The following is an 18,373-nucleotide window of genomic DNA, read 5'->3' as shown; positions in this document are numbered from 1 at the left end:
ACGCGAGGAGCGGGCGGGGGACTGGCACACATTGCGACGGCAATGCGAAAGGCCGCCCTCCCTGACAGGGAAGAGCGGCCTTTCGCAGTCGAGGTAGCGCTGGGAATCACTCCCCAGTAGTGGTGACTTACCGTTCTTTTCGAACCAGAATGCCGCCCACGAGAACACCGGCCAACGCGATGGCCGCCCCGGCCGCAGCGGCGATCAAGACACTCTGCGCCGACGCACCTGCCGGCGCCGGACCTGCACCGACACGCTGCACACCAGCGCCGATCGGTAGAGCAACACCGCCGGTGGCTGCCTCCGGCGCGGCACCGTCTGCAGCGACCACTGCCGTAGCGGCAGGAGTCGCCTCTGGAATCCCGTTGGCGATGACGCCATCGAGTCCGTTGAAGAACACACCCGCCATCTTCTTGGCGACACCGGTGATCATCCGCTGACCGACGCCACCGACCATGCCGCCGACGACGGCATCGGCGTCGTAGCTCAGGAGCGTGCCGCCATTTTCCGTCGGCTCCAACCTGATCGTGACATCAGCGCGCACCGTGCCCGGCGCTCCCGCCCCGGACGCGGTCATCACGAAGGACTCGGGCCGGTTCTGCTGCGAGAGCCGGACCTCGCCGTCGTACGTGCCCTTGATCGCTGCCACACCGGCGATCAACGAGAGCTTGTAATGGTCGTCGCTCAATTGATCGAGGGACTGCACGCCGGGGATAGTCGCCGCCAGCACTCGGCCGTCCTGCATGCTGTCGTACACCTCCGCGGGAGGTGCTTTCAGCTGCGCGGTGCCTGCGATTCTCATGAGTTCTCCTTGGGTGATTCATCTTCCGGCTCGGCACTTGCGTGTAAGAGTCGGAGCTCGAACAGGTCTGATGGGGAAATGGGCATCGAGGTGATGGCGAAGCCCTCGGCGTCTTCGATCGCTGCCGCGATGACTGCCGTGGTCGGAATGACTCCGGCCTCACCGGCGCCCTTCATACCGAGCGGATTGAGCCCGGACGGGGTGACGGTGTGGTCGATCTCGATCGTGTCGGGTACCTCGGTGACGAAGGGCAGCAGAAAGTCCATGAAGGATGCGTTGAGCAACTGTCCGTGCTCGTCGTAGACGATCTTCTCGTAGAGCGCCCCACCGATTCCCTGTGCGACGCCACCGTGAATCTGGCCCTCGACGATCCTCGGGTTGATCACATTGCCGCAGTCGTGCACGACGGCATACCGCTCGACGTGGATCTCGGCCGTAACCGGGTCGGTCTCCACGATGGCGGCATGAATGCCGGATGCGAAGGTCGACCTCGGGGGAGAGTAGTACCCGGTGGCCTCCAACCCCGGTTGCTCGCCCTCCGGGATCGGCGGAATCGTCATGTCGGTGTCCACGTTGGCGAACTGTGTCGCAAGCCGGGACTCCGCATCGAATGCGTACCGAAGCGGATTCGACAGTACAGCAACGATTCCGAGCGCAATGGACGTCCCCTCGGCTCCCGGTTCGGTACCGATCTTGCAGACGTGTCCACCGCGCAGCTCCAGGTCGAGTGGATCGATCTCGAGTGCATTGCCGGCGACCTTCTTCGCTTTCTCCGCGACCATCTGTGCCGCCACATGAAAAGCCGAACCAGCCATGACTGCGCCACGGGAAGCGAAAGTGCCCACCGCATAACCGAATCGACGAGTATCGCCGGTCACGATCTCGATGTCGGACATGTCCACGCCCAAGTCGTCGGCGACGATCTGCGCGAAGGTCGTCTGATGACCTTGGCCCTGAGTAGTGAGCCCGGTGGCACCCTTGATCTTGCCGGAGGTTTCGATCAGGACATGTGCGCCCTCGTAGGGTCCGGGCCCGGTGCCCTCGACATATTGGCCGACCCCGATGCCGACCGAGCGACCCTCTGCCGCAGCCTGTTTCTTGTACTCGGGGAAGGTGTCCCAGTCGATCAGGGCCTTGAGCTTGTCGATCCCGGCCTGGTAGTCGCCGGTGTCGTAGATCAACGGACGGCCGTCCTGGAACATCAGGCCGAAGTCGTACGGCATCTCCTCGGGCCTGATGATGTTCTTCTCGCGAACCTCGATTCGGTCCTTACCGAGATACTTGGCGATCGCGTCCATCGACCGCTCCATCGCAAAGACGCCTTGCGGCCTGCCGGCACCGCGATACGGGATGACGATCACGGTATTGGTGTAGAGCGAATATCCGTTGACGCGGAAGGACACCGGCTTGTACGGGCCGAGCACCTGCGTCGCAGTGTTGATGAGGACGATGATCCCGTACGGCAGGTAGGCGCCGTTGTCGTGCCAGAGCGTGAAATCGAATGCGAGCAGGCGGCCGTCGTCGTCGAACCCGACTGTGACTTCCTGCACCTGACCGCGTTCGTGGGCGCTCGAAATGAAGTGTTCGCGGCGGTCTTCCACCCATTTGACCTCGTTCGAGATGCCGGCTTTGCCCAGCTGTCGGGCAGCCCAGGTCACCATGACTTCCTCGGGCCAGGGATGCATGATCTTGACGCCGAAGCCGCCGCCGACGTCCGGGGCGATGCAGTGCACCTTGTTCATCGCCATACCGAGTCGGGCCGCGACCGCTGCGCGAACGGAAGTCGAGGTCTGTGTCGACGACCAGAATGTCAGCGTTTCCTCGTCACTGTCCCACCGTGCGTAGACACCCTTACCTTCCATGGGCATCGATGCGGACCGTTCCACCTCGAGATTCAAGGTGATCCGATGCGGCGCCCGCGCCAACTCCGCATCGATGTCACCGAAGCCGTGGTGCAGATGCGCGGCGACGTTGTCCGGCACATCGGGGTGAACCTGGCGATCGGCGCGGCGAGCGGTATCGATCCCCACCACCGGATCGAGGATCTCGTAGGTGACGTCGATCTTCGCGCACGCATCCTCGGCGACGTATCGATTGCGTGCCACCACCATGACGATCGCCTCGCCGACGTGATTGACCTCGTCTTTCGCCAAGGGAAAGCCGTTGCGGGGAGCGATGATTGCGGGGTGCGGAATCAGAAGCGGGAGCCCTTCGGACATTGCTTCGGAATCCTCGGCCAAGTCCTCGTACGTGTAGACGGCATGGACACCCGGCATTTCCAGTGCTGCGTCGACGTCGATGTCGGTGATCCGTGCGTGTGCGTGTGGAGAGCGAACGAACGCCGCGATCAGTGCCCCATGCCCCAGATCGTCGAGGTACCTACCCTCCCCGCTGAGCAGTCGGGTGTCCTCCGAGCGTGCCAGCGGCTGACCGAACAGGGGGGCCGTGCTGTTGGATGTCTGTGCTGCGGTCTTGCTTGCGATGCTCATGCTCGGCCTGCCCGTCCGCCTACAGGATTGGTCTTGCCTCGCACTTTGCCTTCCAGCGCGGCCCGGCTCGATTCGTCGTCTTTACCGAGAGGGAACTCGCCCGCCCGCTCGCGCTTGATCTCGGCAGCACGCAACACCGATGCCTTGATGTTCTGGTAACCGGTGCATCGGCAGATGTTGCCGGCAATGGCCTCGGTAGCTTCCTCTTGTGTCGGGGAGTCGTTCTCTTCGAGGAAGGCCGCGATGGTGGTGACGAATCCGGGGGTACAGAATCCACACTGCAGCCCGTGACAGTCCATGAATGCTTGCTGCACAGGATGCAAGGTGCCGTCCGGTTCCACGAGACCCTCGACCGTTGTCACGGACTGACCCTCGAGGCTCGCGGCAAGCATCAAGCAGGCCCGAATAGGCTTGCCGTCCAACAGGATCGTGCATGCACCGCACACCCCGTGTTCGCACCCGACGTGTGTCCCGGTCTGCCGAAGATTGTGTCGGATGGCGTCGGATGCGATGGTTCGCGCCGGAACGGTGATCGTCTGCTTGGTGCCGTTGAGCGTGAACGACACGACCACATGTTGTTCACCGGTCTCAGCCATCAGATCGGAAAGCTGCTGTTCGACGTCTTTGGTTGTCATCGTTATTTCTCTCCGGCGTCGACGCGTAGCGTCGACTGCCTGGTTGCCAAAGAAAGTGCTCCATCGCGTGCGGCCGCCATGACCACTCTCGCAGTCAATGCCGCGACGAGCTGTGAGCGATACCGCGCAGTGGCATGAATATCGGCTTCGGTCTCGACGCGCTTGCGCGCGGCCTCCGACAGCACGTTCCACAAGGGATCTCGGTCGTCGGACACCGAGGCCCCGCCGATGACGTCCGTATAGTCGAGCACTTCGCCGAATTCACCGGCAGAGACATAGGTGACGCGAGCGTTCGTCACCACGCCGTCTTCCACCTCGACGCGCGCTGCAACACCGACGAGCGCGTAATCGCCATGTCGACGGGCAATTTCGTCGATCGCTGTTCCGACGCCCCTTCGGGCCGCCGGCACGGTTGCACTGATCGCGATCTCGTCCGGTTCGAGGGAAGACTCCAGCGGGCCCAGGAACAGATCTCGCGCGGCGATATCGCGACGGCCCCGCACCGACTGCACGGTCACCGAACCGTCGAGCAGGACCAGTACCGCAGGAACTTCCGCCGACGGGTCGGCGTGCACGATCGATCCCACGGTGGTACCGCGGTTCCTGATCGTGGCGTGAGCCACCAACTGCAGCGTGCGGCCGAGCAGTGGCTGCACGTCGTTGGCTCCGGGGTTCGAAGCCAACGACGCATGCGTTGCCAGCGCTTGAAAGGTCACACCTGATTCTGCGGATGCGGTGATGGAATCGAGCCGATCGATCCCGGTGATGTCGACGAGAGTTCCAGGCGCAGCCAAACGCATCGACAGCATCGGAATGAGCGATTGCCCACCTGCGAGGACCTTGCCATCGACCCCCGCAAGGACCTCGCACGCTTCCTCGATCGACCGGGGCCGATGATATTTCAGTGGCGAAGGTTTCATAGTCCGATCCTGCCTGCCTGTGCTGATAAGTGTCTCGTCTAAAAGTGACAAAGGCCACTGCGTGAAGTTGCAATCGCTCGCTACCGCACCGGATCGAGGGTGTCGACCTCTCCGTTGTCACCGCCGTCTCTGGTGCGTCGTGGTCCCATAGCGTCTCCCAGTGTGCGCTGCTCGGGGCCAGTTCCGTCAGGGGCGGAGGTGTTGCCGGGTCGCATATGTTGAGGAGCGATACGTGCACACAGGTGGTACAGAGCGATCACGACGATCGTGCCCAGCGAGATCCCGGTCAACGAGAACGAGTCGCTGAAGACCAGGGAGGTGTCGCCGATGGCGAGAATGAGGCCGGCCGCGACTGGCATCATGTTTAGCGGGTTCCCGAAGTCGACGCCGTTCTCTTTCCAGATCTTGGCGCCGAGCAGGCCGATCATTCCGTAGAGGACCACGGTGATTCCGCCCAACACACCGCCCGGTGTTGCCGAGATGATGGCGCCGAACTTCGGTGAGAACCCCAGGATCATCGCGATGATTCCTGCCGCGGTGTAAGCAGCTGTCGAGTACACCTTGGTTGCCGCCATGACGCCGATGTTCTCGGCGTAAGTGGTAGTAGGCGAGCCTCCGACCGCGCTGGCCATGACGGTCGCGATGCCGTCGGCGGCCAAGGCGCGACCCATCAGCGGGTCCAGGTCGTCCCCGGTCATTTCGGCGACGGCCTTGACATGCCCGGCGTTTTCGGCGATGAGCGCGATGACACCCGGCAGAACCAGGATGATGAACGCCAGCGAGAACGACGGCGCATGGATACCGACGATGCCGTTGGCCTCATCGGAGAACGGCGGTAGCCCGAACCACTGCGAGGACTCGACGCCTGCCCAGCTGACGCGGAAGTGTTCGGTCACCGCACCTGCGGTGGCGTCGTACGAGGTGATCGGTCCCAACGCGAGATCGAGAATCCAGGACAACGCATATCCGAATACCAGCGACAGCAGAATGGCGATACGCCCGAGGAATCCGCGGAGCGCGACGCTGAGCACTATCAGGACGAACATCACGGCCAACGCGACCCACTGGTCTTGTGGCCAGTAGACACTTGCCACTACCGGTGCGAGGTTGAATCCGATCAACATCACCACCGCGCCCGTGACGACAGGGGGCAGTATCCTTACCACCACGCCGCCGCCCATGAAGTGAATGGCGACACCGATTATCGCCAACACCAAGCCGGCCACCAGAATCGCGCCGGTGACTTCCGCCGACGTTCCGCCCTGTGCTCGAATTGCTGCGACGCCACCGACGAAGACCGCTGAGGTTCCCAGGTAGCTGGGGATCCTGCCCTTGACTACCAGCAGGAAGAAAATTGTGCAGAACCCCGACATGAGAATGGCGAGTTGGGGATTGAGGCCCATGATGATCGGGAAGACGAATGTTGCCCCGAACATGGAGACGACGTGCTGTCCTCCGAGGCTGACAGTGCGCCCCCAGTTCAACCGCTCGTTCGGCGCGACGACTTCGCCCGGAAGGATATTCTTTCCGTCCCCGTGAATCTTCCAGATCGGCATTGTGAAGCCTTTCTTTCTCGTTGTAGACGCAGCAATTTCACGAATTGAGGTGCATTTCTATATCGCTATAGAAAGAGAACGGTATTGCGGTCTTTCTGAACCGCCATGAGCGTAATCTGCCAATATTTCGATTGGATGACCGTCACATGTAATGGTCGATACCGCGCATTGCCATTATTTTGAGAGCCAAAGACAGGTCCAAACGTAAATCAGGGCGTTCGGTGAAAGGACCGAGTATTTTCTCCAGCTTGACGACGCGATATCTCAGAGTGTTGTAGTGGAAGTGCAGATTTCGGGCAGTTTCGGCAATATTGATATTGGTGGCGAGCAACATTTCGAGTGTCTTTCGCATATCTCGAGCTTCCACTGTCTGTTCGGTCAGTTCGTGCAGAGTTTCTTTGGTGAACGAAGTGAGTTCTTCGTCGTTCTCGACCAAGCTGAGTAGACGAAATACGCCCAGATCGTCGAATGTGGTGACAGCCCAGGTCCCGTATATCTGGCGGCCTACTTTCAGTGCGGTTCGGGCTTGACCGTAAATCCCCGGAATGTCCTCCACCGAAGTACAGGGGCGTGAGATACCGACGGCGAATGGTTGTCGGCCGCCTCCGCCATCGCCGCGCACACTGTCGATGATGTCGCGGATCGCGTTCACCGTGTTCGGCCCGGCCCCCATCATGATGACGGTTTCGGTACCGAGCGCTGCAATGGCAGCGTGCGGGTCCCGCTGCGCGAGCGCACCCGAGAACGCCATCATCTGCCGGTCGACGAGTGGCATGCGGTCGGGTGCTTGCCGCGTGGCATCGACTCCAGGGGTGGGTTCGATGACGACCACGACGACCGGTCTGCCGATGTTCCAGCCGAAGCGTTGCGCGTGCGCCACCGCGTGTGGATGTTCCCCACCCCTGCCCAACAGCAGGTCACGTAAGAAATTGGCGCGGTGTTTTTCTTCTATCGTCGACAGTGCGAGGTCGCGGGTCACGGCGAGCGCGAACACTGCGGCTGCTGCGTCGACCACGTGCAGATCTTGCGTCGAGAGCCTCCGATGTCGGCTGAAGGCGGCGACCCGTCCGTGGTCGATGCCGTTCGCCGAGATCGCGCACACCGCGATCGCACCCTCGTCCGTGGTGCGCAACCCCAGGCCGCCGTCGGTCGAATCGGTCTTCAACCTTCCGGTGCCATCGAGAGCCGAGCTGCGGGACAGCGCCCGAACTTCCTCGTCGGCGCCGGCCGTCGCCAACCTTCTTCCGTCCGAGGTGGTCATCAAGACTGCGACATCGAGCTCCGCGGCCGCCGCCGACGCCAGCTCGGCCACGCCGCCTCCAGCAACCATCTTCGCGACCAACAGCCGTCGCAACCGCTCCGACCGGTACATCGCTCGAACCTGCTGCTCCGCCCGATCGCGTACGCCTCGCGCCAGGACGTGATCGAGTGCGAACGATTCCGACACTGCGATCAACGGCAATTCCAGTTCATCGGCAGCGGCGCGGGTGTCGTCGTCGATTGTGGTGATGTCTTCGTCGAAGTGGATGACGATGCCGGCGACCCCGGCAGAATGTGCGGCCGATACGAACGAAGCGAGCGGCTCGGTGGACTGAGCGAGCGCGAATCCTGTTGTGAGAACGAGGTCTTGCGCACCGATCCAGAACCGGATGCTTTCGGGATTTTCGATGAGGGTGAGGCGATCGACGATCCGACCGAGGCCCTCGCGCCCGGCGAGGATCACACTGTCGAACAGAAAGTCCGTGTGAAGAATGCTCTCCACCGTCGTACTCTCGGCTCCGCTGTCGGTCACCCGGGCAGCGATAGCAGTAGAGCGGGTCAGCAACGTGCGCCCGATCCGAGGTCTGCACGCTCGTCCACCGATGCCGACGACGAGTTGCGTTCGCGGTGAATCGGTCCGTGAAGCGTGCGCAGTTCGAGGCCGGTGGCGTTGCGAGAGGTCTTGAGAACCTCCGCCATGATCGACACTGCGGTTTCGGCAGGGTTGCGGGCGCCGAGATCGAGTCCGATGGGCGAGTGCAGCCGGTTCAACTCGGCCTCGGTCACTCCCCGGCCACGGAGAAGGTCGACGCGGCGGTCGTGTGTGGCACGGCTTCCTAGTGCGCCGATGTACACCGCGGTGGTTCGCAGCGCATGTTCGAGCAGCGGGATGTCGAACTTTTCGTCGTGGGTCAACACGGTGATCACAGTGCGTTCGTCCACGGGAGCGGTTTCGAGGAACGTGTGCGGCCACGCGACCACGACTTCGTCGGCATCCGGGAACCTCGCGCGCGTGGCGAATACTGCGCGGGCGTCGATGACCGTGACGTAGAAGCCGGCGAACTTCCCGAGTCGGCACATCGCTGCGGCGAAGTCGATCGCTCCGAAGATGTACATCCGTGGGGGCGGTCCGAACAGCTCGACCATTACCTCCAGCGGGCGATCCTGTTCGCTCTCGCCATGGGTGAGCACTGCGAGCCCGGACTCGCCCGCGTGGACGCGGTCACGGACCTTGCTCATGAACGGTTCGTCACCGCCGAGAACCTCGACGAGGCCCGGTCCGGCACATTCGTCCCAGGTGCGGTCCTCGCTGACCACAGCATGCCGAGTCGGCTCACCGACATGAAGGTCGGTGAGTACTGCTACGGACGTACCCTCGGCGATCAGCCGCGCCACTTCGGTGAACTCGGCACACGCGTGCCCGCTGATCAGCCGCAGAAAAACTTCGATGGTGCCGCCACAGGTCAGGCCGACACCGATCGCATCGTCGTCGGCGACGTAGTAGGTCTCGGTTCGGGCAAGCCCATCGGCAAGCACTTCCTGGGCGAGTTCGTACAACGCGCCCTCGATGCAACCGCCGGACACACTGCCGACGACGTCCCCGGACTTCGATACGGCCATCGCAGCGCCCGCAGGTCTAGGGGAGGACTGCCAGGTGCGCACAACCGTTGCGAGAGCGAACGGCTCGTGGCGTTCGAGCCAAGGGGCCAGATCTTCGAGAATATCTCGCATGGCGTCGCTCTCCTTTCAGGAGTGAAGTGATGGTGATCACGTTAGCGCCCGGGCGTCCGGTTACCAGCGACAGAGTTCGCCCAAATAGTGTGGAAGTGATTGTCGGAACTCGCCATCGCGGCAGGAACTGACCGGTACCGAGGTAGCTGCTATCGCTGAGTCTGCCGCATACACAGCGCTGCCGCAGCGAGAGCGTTGTGCTCCTGCCACGGACGAGCCACGATCTGCACTCCGATGGGAAGCCCGCATTCAGAGGTCGCAACCGGTACGACCACCGACGGCACGCCCAGGATGCTGATTGCTCGGCTGCTGGCCAGCGCCTCGGACCACGACAGCACTGTGCCGTCGACATCGAACCGCGTCTCGCCGATGGGCGGAGCCACGATCGAGGCGACGGGAAGAATCAGCACATCGCCCATGGTGGAGAGAAGTTCGTGTCGCAGGACACCGCGCTCCGCCCACAGCGCCTCGGCATCGGTGCGGGGGGTGGGCCGGACAGCGGCGAGAATTTCTCGAACGTTCTCGCCGAATCCTGTGGCAGGCCCGTACTGCCGGATGTCCGTCTGAGTTTCGGCGGCGCGCATCCGCGTGAACAGATCGTTCGCCTGCCGCAGTGCCGAGCCCGAGTAGGGCTGCATGGACTTCACCGACGGTGCCAACAGCTCCGTCGATTCCGTGACCGCGGCGACAATCTCCGCAGACACCGGGACGGTGCCTTCGCCTGCGGCCCAGCGGACATCGAGCTCATCGAGACGCACGCCTGCTGGATCCACCCATCGAAATTCGGGCGAGGAAAGGACGCGCAGCATCAAAGCCAGATCGTCCAGATTTCTCGCCATCGGCCCGATCGTTTGCACGCTGCCGTGCATCGTGGCTGCGTTCGTCAACACTCGCCCATCGAACATGACACCGGGATATTGGCCGTCGGGGGAGATGCGTCCAGCGGTGGGCCGTACCGAACACAGGCCCGTGCAGTGGGCGGGCCAGCGGACCGAGCCGCCGAAATCGGTGCCGAGACCGACAACACTCATTCCCGAGGCGATCGCCGACGCTTCACCCCCGCTCGAACCACCGGGAGAGCGATCGATTCCGTCCGGCGACAACGGATTCAAGGTGTATCCGAAGAGATCGTTGTAGGTGAGTCCGCTGGCACCGAACTCCGGCGTGTTGGTCTTCCCGATCAGTATGGCGCCTTCGGCTCGCATCCGGGCGACTGCCGGTGCGTCGACGCGAGGTACGTTGTCCACCAACGCCGTCGAGCCTGCGGTTGTTCTGACGTCGGCCGTGGCGATCAAGTCCTTGACCGTGAACGGGACTCCGGCGAGAGCCCCGACGGATTCGCCGCGTGCCAGGCGCGCATCGATCTCGTCTGCAGCCTGCCTCGCGGACTCGGTGGCGACCGTGACGATCGCGTTGAGGCGTGGGTTCGCCCGATCGATGTGAGCGAGGTGCTGCTCGATCACCTCGCGGGCGTACATCGAGCGAGAAGACACAGCCTCGGCGAGCGAGTGAGCATCGAGACCGATCGAATTACCTTGTAACACAGTACAAACTCCTCAGCTGCTCGCTCGACTCGACATGGATCACCGCGTTACAAACCCTTCATCTCCACCACCCGCAGCGCCAAGGCGACATCCAAACGCAGGATCGGGTCCGTCGTGAAGTGACCGAGGATGCTTTCCAATTTTCCGATTCGGTAGCGCAGCGTGTTGTAGTGGAAATGCAGGACTCGCGCTGTTTCGGCGACGTTGCAGTTGGTATCCAGCAACGCCTGCAGGGTCTGCCGCAGATCGACTGCGTCGGCATCCTCTCCCGCCAGCGAACCGAGCACCTCGGTCGCGAAGGCCTGCAGCTCGTCGCCGTCGTCGACCAGGGACAACAGCCGGTGCACCCCGAGGCTGTCGAAATGCGCGACCGAACCTGCACCGTTCATGCGGCGGCCGACCATGACAGCTTTGCGCGCTTGATCGTAGGCCCGGGGAATGTCGGCCACGGAGTCGATGACGCGACTGACCCCGGTTCCGAACGAATTTCTGCCGCCACCACTGTCGCCCGCAACGGAGGCGATCAGATCCTCGACGACTGCGCGCGCATCCCCTTGCCCTGCCGGCATCAGCGTCACCACTTCGTGGCTGAATCCCACGACCGGAGCGAACCGGTCGCGGCGGCGCACAACCTGTTGCCAGGCAGCGGTGAGCCGCTCATGTGGCATCCGCCCGACGACGGGTGGTTGAACCGATTGTCCTGCACTCGCTTGGGCTACTTGGTCGAGCTGCGCCACGATGACGACCATGCTTCGGTTCACATCCCAATCGAGCTGGGAGCAGTACTCGATGATCTGGTCGGTGGGCTCGGCTGCACCGTTGAGGACATCGCGCAGAAAATCACCACGGAACTTCGATTCCACCGCAGACACCGCGAGCTTCTTCGTTACTGCCAACGCGACGACGGTCGCAGCACGCTCGAGCGACTGTATGGTCACCGGCCCGAGACCGCCTGCCCGTGCAACCGCGACGATGAGGCCGTGGTCGGTGCCGCCGGCATTGATCGGTGCAACCGCGATCTGGCCGGACGCCATTCCGGGTGCCGGTTGTAGGCCCACGTGAAGACGCTCGGTATGTAACCGGCCAGAGGGATCGAACAACGGTAAGGTCTCGAGCGCTTCGAGGTCTGCGCTCGCTCCCGCTGTCGCCTGCACTCTGCCGTCAGGGGAGCAGATGACGACAGCCGTCTCGAACAGCGTCGCCACTTCGTCGGCGATCTGGGGTAAATCACCGCCTTCGAGGACGATCGTGGTCAAGGCGCGGTGCATGCGGTCGGCGACGTCGAGTGCCCAGGCCTGGCTGTCGACAAGGTGGGTGTACACCTCGGACATCACCTCGTCGAAGCCGATGTCCCGGGGGATGAGGAACAGCGGGAAGTCGAGTCGGTCGGCCGCGTCGATCATCGCTGCTGGGACGTCGCCGAAGTACCTGCCCTCCTTGACGCCGAGCGCCGCTGCTCCGCGTTCGGAGAGGCCTTCGACGAGTTCGACCAGCGAATGAGCGTCGAACGGGCGCCCGGAGTCCGCGTGTCGCAAGGGGAAGCCGGTGGTGACCAACAGTTCGTTCGGTTTGACCCACGGCAGGATGTCCGGCACCTCGATGACGTTGACCCGTCGAACGACCTTCTCGAGACCGCCCTTGCCCGCGATCAACTGCGAGCCGGTCAGGCTGGGAAGCGCAAGAAGTTCTTCCACCGTCAACGCGTAGCTTGCCGGAGCCGACAAAGCACGTGTCCGCGGAGTGAGATCGCCGACAGTTTCATTCATTGTTCGACTTTACCTGTCCGCTGTTAGGCCAGCAGTGGGGGTCAGTTCGTCCGAAGCGCGGGAGGAAGGACGCTCCGGACCCACTGAGTTGCCTGTTCGTAGGCGTAAGCGAGCTGCAAGACCGCCCGGTCGGCGCCGTGCCGGCCGATGATCTGGACTCCCATCGGAAGCCCACGCTCATCGAATCCCACCGGCATTGCGGCGACGGGAACGCCGGTCATCGTCCACGGAACGACGGTCTCCATCCACCGGTGGTAGGTATCCATCGGGCGTCCGTCGATGCTCTGCGGCCAATGGGTGTCCTTGTCGAACGGAAACACCTGGGCGCTCGGCGCAAGAATGAAGTCGTACGTTTCGAACATTTTCGTCAACGCCGTCTGCCAGCTGTTGCGAGCTTCCGCAGCCTTTGTGACGTCGAGCGCAGAGAGGGTCACGGCGTTTTCCATTTCCCACAGCATCTCGGGCTTCATCAGGGCTCGGGTCCGTGGGTCGTTGTACAGATCGACCATTCCGAGCTGCGCCCACCACCGCCACTTCAGAAACAACTGCCAGATGTCCTCCGGCTTGTAGTCCGGCAGGGCGCTCTCCACCGTGCAGCCGATCTGCCGGAACGTCTCGAACGAGGACTCGCACATATCGAGGACACCGGGCTCCGTCGCCAGATAGCCGTCCCAGTCACCGACCCATGCGATGCGTGCCCCACGGAAGTTGCGTTCGAGGCTGCGAGTGAAGATCTCGGGATCCTCGTCGATTCCCAACGGAGCGTTGGCATCCGGCCCCGCCATCGTGGAAAGAAGGTGTGCGACGTCGGTGACGGATCGTCCCATCGGTCCAGAAACGGCGCCCTGAGCGATGAAGCCGGACTCTGGAATTCGTCCCCAGGACGGCCGGAAGCCGACGACATTGTTGAAGGCGGCTGGATTGCGCAAAGAACCCATGTAGTCGGTGCCATCGGCCACCGGCAGCATACGAAGCGCCAACGACGCGGCCGCTCCACCACTACTGCCGCCGGCAGTGCGTGAGGTGTCGTACGGCGACACGGTCGTACCCCACACCGGGTTGTACGTTTGCGAACCGAATCCGAACTCGGGTGTATTCGTCTTGCCGACGATGATGGCCCCCGCCGCCTTTATTCGCTTGACGAACAGGTCGTCGGTGGCGGCAACGCGGTCCGCGAAAATGGGTGACCCGGAGGTGAACGGCAAGCCCTCGACCGCCGAAAGATCCTTGACCGCATGCGGAAACCCGTGCATCCACCCGAGGTAGTGCCCGTCCGCCAGTTGGCGGTCACGCACCTTCGACTCATCGAGCAATTCCTCGCGGTCCCGCAACGCGATGATCGCGTTGACAGTTCCGTTGTGCAGTTCGATGTGGTCGAGGTAGGCGGTCATGGTTTCGACACACGACACCTCGCGGCGCTTGATCATGCCACTGAGCTCGAGCGCATCGCGCATCACGATCTCGCTCGGGGCATCACTCGGGCCGGCGTACGCGACGGTGGCATCGCCCTCGTCGACGGGTTCGATGGCGTGTGCCATGCGCGTTCCTTTCAACTGGACGAAGACTGTGTGGGGGGTATGCCGCGCCGAAGCCTGGACGTGCGGCTTCGGCGCGGCGCCGATCGAACGCGGTGTTGCTACTCGCCGAGGTCGACGATGGCGGCAACGGGGCCGCCACCCTCGGGACCCTGGTGTGCGGCCGACACCGATACGAACACTGCCGGGTCACCTGTCACGGATGCAGCGACGCCGCCTACGCAGGCCTTGATCTGACGGTGCCAATGCACGTCCGAATCGTCGAGCATTGCGTTGCGGCGGCCACGGACCGTTCCGTCCTGGCTTGCTTCGCATTTGAGGAAGACATTGACCAGCTTGCCGTCCAAGTCGCTGGTCCGGGGACGCTCGGGAAGTTCGAGACCGGCGTCGCGGATAGCATCCCAGATGCCGTCCTGATCGAGTGCATCTTTCATGACGCTGTGACCGATGCGGTAGCGGCCACCGACGCCGCGCGCGTTGCCGACTACGACGATCTGAGCGCGGTCGAGCTCGACACCAGAAGAGCAGGAGGCCACAGCGGAGTACAGCTCCCGGCTGTGCATGACGTCCTCGTCGGTGGGCATGTCGATCTCGCCGAGGGCGACGGCGATCCCCAGTGCCGTGCCGCCGTTCGACAGGTCCATCGACTCGTGGGTCTGTTCGGTCCACACGGTCTTGCCGCGGCTCTTGGCGTCACGGATGGTGTGAATGGTCAGCAGTGGTGTCTTCGTCTGTACGTAGTGCACATCGGCGGGGTCGGTGATGCCGGCGTTGGCCATGGCATCCTTCACTGCCGCAGCGACCTTGGTGATCATCGCAGTGCGTCCGATGTCCTCGGGCATCAGCTGCTCACTCATGGCGACGCCGACCGTCAAGCGTGGCTCGTCGGTCTTGACGGCCTTCTCTGCCGGCACGGTCGCGAAGATGGTTGCGTGCGGGCTGATGACACCATCGGTTCCGCCGGACCAGACGATCGGCACCTCGCCGACGTCATGTGCACTGCGGGTGCCTTTGGCGGACAGTACCTCTCGGAAAGCGCGATCGGCGATGATGCGGGTGTAGTCGTTGACACCGCCGTTGCCCTCGGTCTTACCGATGACCGCGATGACACGGTCGGCGTCGAGCACTCCGTCGTCGATGAGCTTGGCCAGCTCGCTTGCATCGGACACGTTGTGCAGCGGGACCTTGCGAACCTCGATTGCTTCGGGCACTGAAATCTCCTCTATTGGGGAACTGTGGGTACTGCAGAGTCAGCCGGTGACCACACGGTGCGGCACCCTCACTCCTGTGACGCTACTTACAGGGCGGGGCAGCTGCACTGGCAAGGATTGCCCAAACCGGCGGGGTTTTTCGTTATTGCGGTACGCCCAGGCGGCGGTAGCGGTCCAGGCGGGAGGCCACCAAGTCTTTCGGATCGGCGGCCAGCAATTGCGCAAGCTCGTGTTCGAGCACTTCGCCGAGCCGCGAGAGAAACTCCGCGGGCTCATCGGCGGCGTCCGGTCGCTCGGCCACGATGCGGTCGACGACCCCGTTTCGTAACAGGTCGAGGCTGCGCACGCCCTGAGCATCGGCCATCTCGGCGGCGCGATCGGTGGTGTGGAACCTGATGGCGGATGCTCCTTCCGGCGGCAGGGGGGAGAGCCAGGCGTGTTGCGCACAGAGCACTCGGTCGGCAGGAAGCAACGCGAGTGCGCCCCCACCTCCGCCCTGGCCGAGAAGCAGGCAGATTGTCGGTGCCGTCAGCGTGGTCAGTTCGACCAGACAGCGGGCAATTTCACCGGCAAGGCCACCCTCCTCTGCTTCCCTGCTCAGGGCGGCACCTGCGGTGTCGATGACGGTGACCAGCGGTAACCGAAGTTCTTCCGCCAGTCGCATCCCGCGACGCGCTTCCCGCAACCCTGCGGGACCGAGCGGCAGATCAGAGAAAGTGCGGTCCTGGCCCAGCAACACACAGGCCGAGGCGCCGAATTTTGCCAATGCCAGGAACAATCCTGGTTCCCACTCGCCTGCACCGGTGCCCTGCAACGGCGTGACGGTGTTCGCTGCCGCCTTCACCAATCGACGGACGCCTGGCCGGTCCGAACGTCGCGACCGACCGATCGACTCCCACGCTGGAACATCGTCCAAGCTTTCGAGCGGCACATTCGGTACCGGCGGTGGCGGTTCATGGGGAGCACACAGAACAGCGAGAGCTGCGATGGCGACGCCGCGTAATTCCTCCGGGGGCACCACTGCGTCGACGAGACCGTGGGCGGCAAGGTTTTCCGCTGTCTGCACATCTGCCGGGAAGTCCTCGCCGTACAACGCCTTGTAGACGCGCGGGCCGAGGAAGCCGACCAGTGCACCCGGCTCAGCGGCAGTGACGTGCCCCAGCGAACCCCAAGAGGCGAACGCTCCACCCGTCGTCGGATGGCGAAGATAGACGGCATAGGCCAGGCCCGCGGATTTGTGCGCTGCGACTGCAGCCGAAATCTTGACCATCTGCATGAAGGCGACTGCGCCCTCCTGCATCCGCGTACCACCGGAGGTAGGTACTGCCAGCAACGGCAAACTCTCCGCGGTGGCACGCTCGATCGCCAGCACCAGCCGTTCCGCGGCCGCGACCCCGATCGAGCCGGCCAGAAACTTGAACTCGCACATGACGATTGCGACTCGACGGCCATCGAGCAACGCCTCACCGGTGAGGACGGCCTCGTCCAACCCGGTACTCGCCCGGGCTGCATCGAGTTCGTCGAGGTAGCTCTGCTCCGGTGGTCCGTGCACCCCTATCGGAGCCAGTGGCTCGCTGTCCCATCGAACGAAGCTTTCGGCGTCGACGACCAGTTCGACGAGTTCGAGTGCCCCGAGCCTGGGAGGTGCACCCGTGCGAGTCATCGGGCAGCCTCGAGCCATGCGCGGATGGAGTCACCGTGCTGATCGAGGGTGGGCGGCGCGGCGTGGGTTGTCCGCATACCGGCACCGTCGCAATCTTCGTCGAATCGTAGTGGTGGCCCGGGCAGGCTGATCGTTCCCAGGGCAGAGTGGTCGACGTCGATCAGCAGGCCCTGGGAGAGGGTCTGGTCCCACGTGTAGACCTCGGCGAGATCGCGTACCTTTCCTGCCGGGATGCCCAGGTCGTCCAACACGCCGAGCAGCTTGTCGCTCGGCCATTCACCGAACTTTTCCTCGACCGCGGCGATGACCGCATCTCGGTCGGCGACACGCTGCGGATTGGTAGCCCACTCCGGGCGGTCGAGTCCGAACTCGGGTGCGAAGCGGCGCCACAATCCTTCACTGCCCACGGCAATCTGGACCGGACCCTCGGCCGAGTGGAACAGCCCGTACGGGCAGATCGACGGATGATGGCCACCCGTCGGGCGGGGCACCTCACCGGCAACGGTGTAGCGCGTGCCCTGAAAAGCGTGGACTCCGACGATGGCGGCCAACAGACTGGTGCGCACCACTCGGCCGCGGCCCGTGGTGTTGCGCTCGTGCAGTGCGGCGACCACGCCGTAGGCGCCGTTCATCCCCGCCAGGAGGTCTCCGATCGGGACGCCCACCCGCGTCGGCTCTTCGCGCGACGGCCCGGTCAACGACATCAGTCCGGCTTCGCCTTGCGCGATCTGGTCGTAGCCGGGGCGAGCGCCCTCGGGTCCGTCGTGACCGAATCCGGTGATCGACAGGACCACCAGACGCGGATTGAGTTCATGTAGCTTCTCCATGCTGAACCCCAGGCGATCCAACACTCCCGGGCGGAAGTTCTCGACGAGCACGTCCGCGCGCCCGATCAAGTCGGTCAACGTGTCGCGGCCATCGTCGCCCTTGAGATCGAGGGCAATGGATTCCTTGTTGCGGTTGCAAGACAAGAAGTACGTCGAGTGCCGTTCACCGTCTTCGTCCGGAACGAACGGCGGACCCCAGCTTCGAGTGTCGTCACCTCCGACAGGTGACTCGACCTTGATCACGCGCGCACCGAGATCGCCCAGCATCATCGCTGCATGCGGTCCGGCCAGTGCACGGGAAAGATCGACGACGAGACAATCACTCAATGGACCGACGGAGTTCACGGGCCCAACGGAATCAGGAGGTGTCATAGGTCACGAGTCAACGTGCACGCAGTGAGGAAGTCCCTGGCAAATGTTGCCGACACTGACCG

13 protein-coding genes are annotated in these 18,373 nt (G+C 63.4%); all 13 read right to left on the bottom strand.

Annotation, left to right across the window (positions count from 1 at the left end):
• Nucleotides 1-127: 127 nt before the first annotated feature.
• Nucleotides 128-802, bottom strand: a complete 675-nt coding sequence (locus tag ABIB36_RS15875) for an SRPBCC family protein (RefSeq protein ID WP_354561011.1) — start codon at nucleotides 800-802, stop codon at nucleotides 128-130.
• Nucleotides 799-3,291, bottom strand: coding sequence for an aerobic carbon-monoxide dehydrogenase large subunit (gene cutA / locus ABIB36_RS15870; RefSeq protein WP_354561013.1), 2,493 nt, complete (start codon nucleotides 3,289-3,291; stop codon nucleotides 799-801). The genes ABIB36_RS15875 and cutA overlap by 4 nt, the downstream gene beginning before the upstream one ends.
• Entirely contained in the window at nucleotides 3,288-3,926 is a 639-nt protein-coding gene (locus tag ABIB36_RS15865) for a (2Fe-2S)-binding protein (RefSeq protein WP_354561014.1), read from the bottom strand. Before ABIB36_RS15865 ends, cutA begins: the two co-directional genes overlap by 4 nt.
• A gap of 2 nt (nucleotides 3,927-3,928) precedes the next feature.
• On the bottom strand, nucleotides 3,929-4,846 hold the full coding sequence (locus ABIB36_RS15860) for an FAD binding domain-containing protein (protein WP_354561016.1): 918 nt from the start codon (nucleotides 4,844-4,846) through the stop codon (nucleotides 3,929-3,931).
• An 80-nt stretch (nucleotides 4,847-4,926) separates the two neighbouring features.
• A complete protein-coding gene (locus tag ABIB36_RS15855) occupies nucleotides 4,927-6,402 on the bottom strand; it encodes a uracil-xanthine permease family protein (protein WP_354561018.1) in 1,476 nt (491 codons plus the stop codon).
• Between the two features lie 142 nt (nucleotides 6,403-6,544).
• Nucleotides 6,545-8,194, bottom strand: a complete 1,650-nt coding sequence (locus ABIB36_RS15850; RefSeq protein ID WP_354561021.1) for a helix-turn-helix domain-containing protein — start codon at nucleotides 8,192-8,194, stop codon at nucleotides 6,545-6,547.
• Nucleotides 8,195-8,220: 26 nt separating this feature from the next.
• Nucleotides 8,221-9,393, bottom strand: a complete 1,173-nt coding sequence (locus ABIB36_RS15845) for an XdhC family protein (protein WP_354561023.1) — start codon at nucleotides 9,391-9,393, stop codon at nucleotides 8,221-8,223.
• 149 nt (nucleotides 9,394-9,542) lie between these two features.
• Complete coding sequence (locus tag ABIB36_RS15840; protein ID WP_354561025.1) at nucleotides 9,543-10,937, bottom strand: amidase; 1,395 nt, start codon at nucleotides 10,935-10,937, stop codon at nucleotides 9,543-9,545.
• Nucleotides 10,938-10,984: 47 nt separating this feature from the next.
• Entirely contained in the window at nucleotides 10,985-12,703 is a 1,719-nt protein-coding gene (locus tag ABIB36_RS15835; RefSeq protein WP_354561028.1) for a PucR family transcriptional regulator, read from the bottom strand.
• Between the two features lie 41 nt (nucleotides 12,704-12,744).
• Entirely contained in the window at nucleotides 12,745-14,241 is a 1,497-nt protein-coding gene (locus ABIB36_RS15830; RefSeq protein WP_354561030.1) for an amidase, read from the bottom strand.
• 98 nt (nucleotides 14,242-14,339) lie between these two features.
• Nucleotides 14,340-15,449 carry a barbiturase gene (gene bar / locus ABIB36_RS15825; RefSeq protein ID WP_354561033.1) on the bottom strand — a complete coding sequence of 370 codons (1,110 nt, stop codon included), beginning with the start codon at nucleotides 15,447-15,449 and terminating at the stop codon, nucleotides 14,340-14,342.
• A gap of 142 nt (nucleotides 15,450-15,591) precedes the next feature.
• Nucleotides 15,592-17,112, bottom strand: a complete 1,521-nt coding sequence (locus tag ABIB36_RS15820; protein WP_354561035.1) for a carboxyl transferase domain-containing protein — start codon at nucleotides 17,110-17,112, stop codon at nucleotides 15,592-15,594.
• Nucleotides 17,109-18,311 carry a CaiB/BaiF CoA transferase family protein gene (locus ABIB36_RS15815; protein ID WP_354561038.1) on the bottom strand — a complete coding sequence of 401 codons (1,203 nt, stop codon included), beginning with the start codon at nucleotides 18,309-18,311 and terminating at the stop codon, nucleotides 17,109-17,111. The genes ABIB36_RS15820 and ABIB36_RS15815 overlap by 4 nt, the downstream gene beginning before the upstream one ends.
• Nucleotides 18,312-18,373: the final 62 nt, after the last annotated feature.

The sequence above is a fragment of the Rhodococcus sp. UYP9 genome, from assembly GCF_040547235.1.
Lineage (GTDB): Bacteria > Actinomycetota > Actinomycetes > Mycobacteriales > Mycobacteriaceae > Rhodococcoides.
The sequence above is the reverse complement of the archived record's forward strand: the minus strand, read 5'-3'. Positions and strand labels throughout refer to the sequence as shown.

Coding starts and splice junctions, on each gene's coding strand:
- cutA (WP_354561013.1), bottom strand. CDS start 3,291: ATGAGCATCGCAAGCAAGACCGCAGCACAGACATCCAACAGCACGGCC.
- ABIB36_RS15820 (WP_354561035.1), bottom strand. CDS start 17,112: ATGACTCGCACGGGTGCACCTCCCAGGCTCGGGGCACTCGAACTCGTC.
- ABIB36_RS15865 (WP_354561014.1), bottom strand. CDS start 3,926: ATGACAACCAAAGACGTCGAACAGCAGCTTTCCGATCTGATGGCTGAG.
- ABIB36_RS15845 (WP_354561023.1), bottom strand. CDS start 9,393: ATGCGAGATATTCTCGAAGATCTGGCCCCTTGGCTCGAACGCCACGAG.
- ABIB36_RS15860 (WP_354561016.1), bottom strand. CDS start 4,846: ATGAAACCTTCGCCACTGAAATATCATCGGCCCCGGTCGATCGAGGAA.
- ABIB36_RS15835 (WP_354561028.1), bottom strand. CDS start 12,703: ATGAATGAAACTGTCGGCGATCTCACTCCGCGGACACGTGCTTTGTCG.
- ABIB36_RS15815 (WP_354561038.1), bottom strand. CDS start 18,311: ATGACACCTCCTGATTCCGTTGGGCCCGTGAACTCCGTCGGTCCATTG.
- ABIB36_RS15875 (WP_354561011.1), bottom strand. CDS start 802: ATGAGAATCGCAGGCACCGCGCAGCTGAAAGCACCTCCCGCGGAGGTG.
- ABIB36_RS15830 (WP_354561030.1), bottom strand. CDS start 14,241: ATGGCACACGCCATCGAACCCGTCGACGAGGGCGATGCCACCGTCGCG.
- ABIB36_RS15855 (WP_354561018.1), bottom strand. CDS start 6,402: ATGCCGATCTGGAAGATTCACGGGGACGGAAAGAATATCCTTCCGGGC.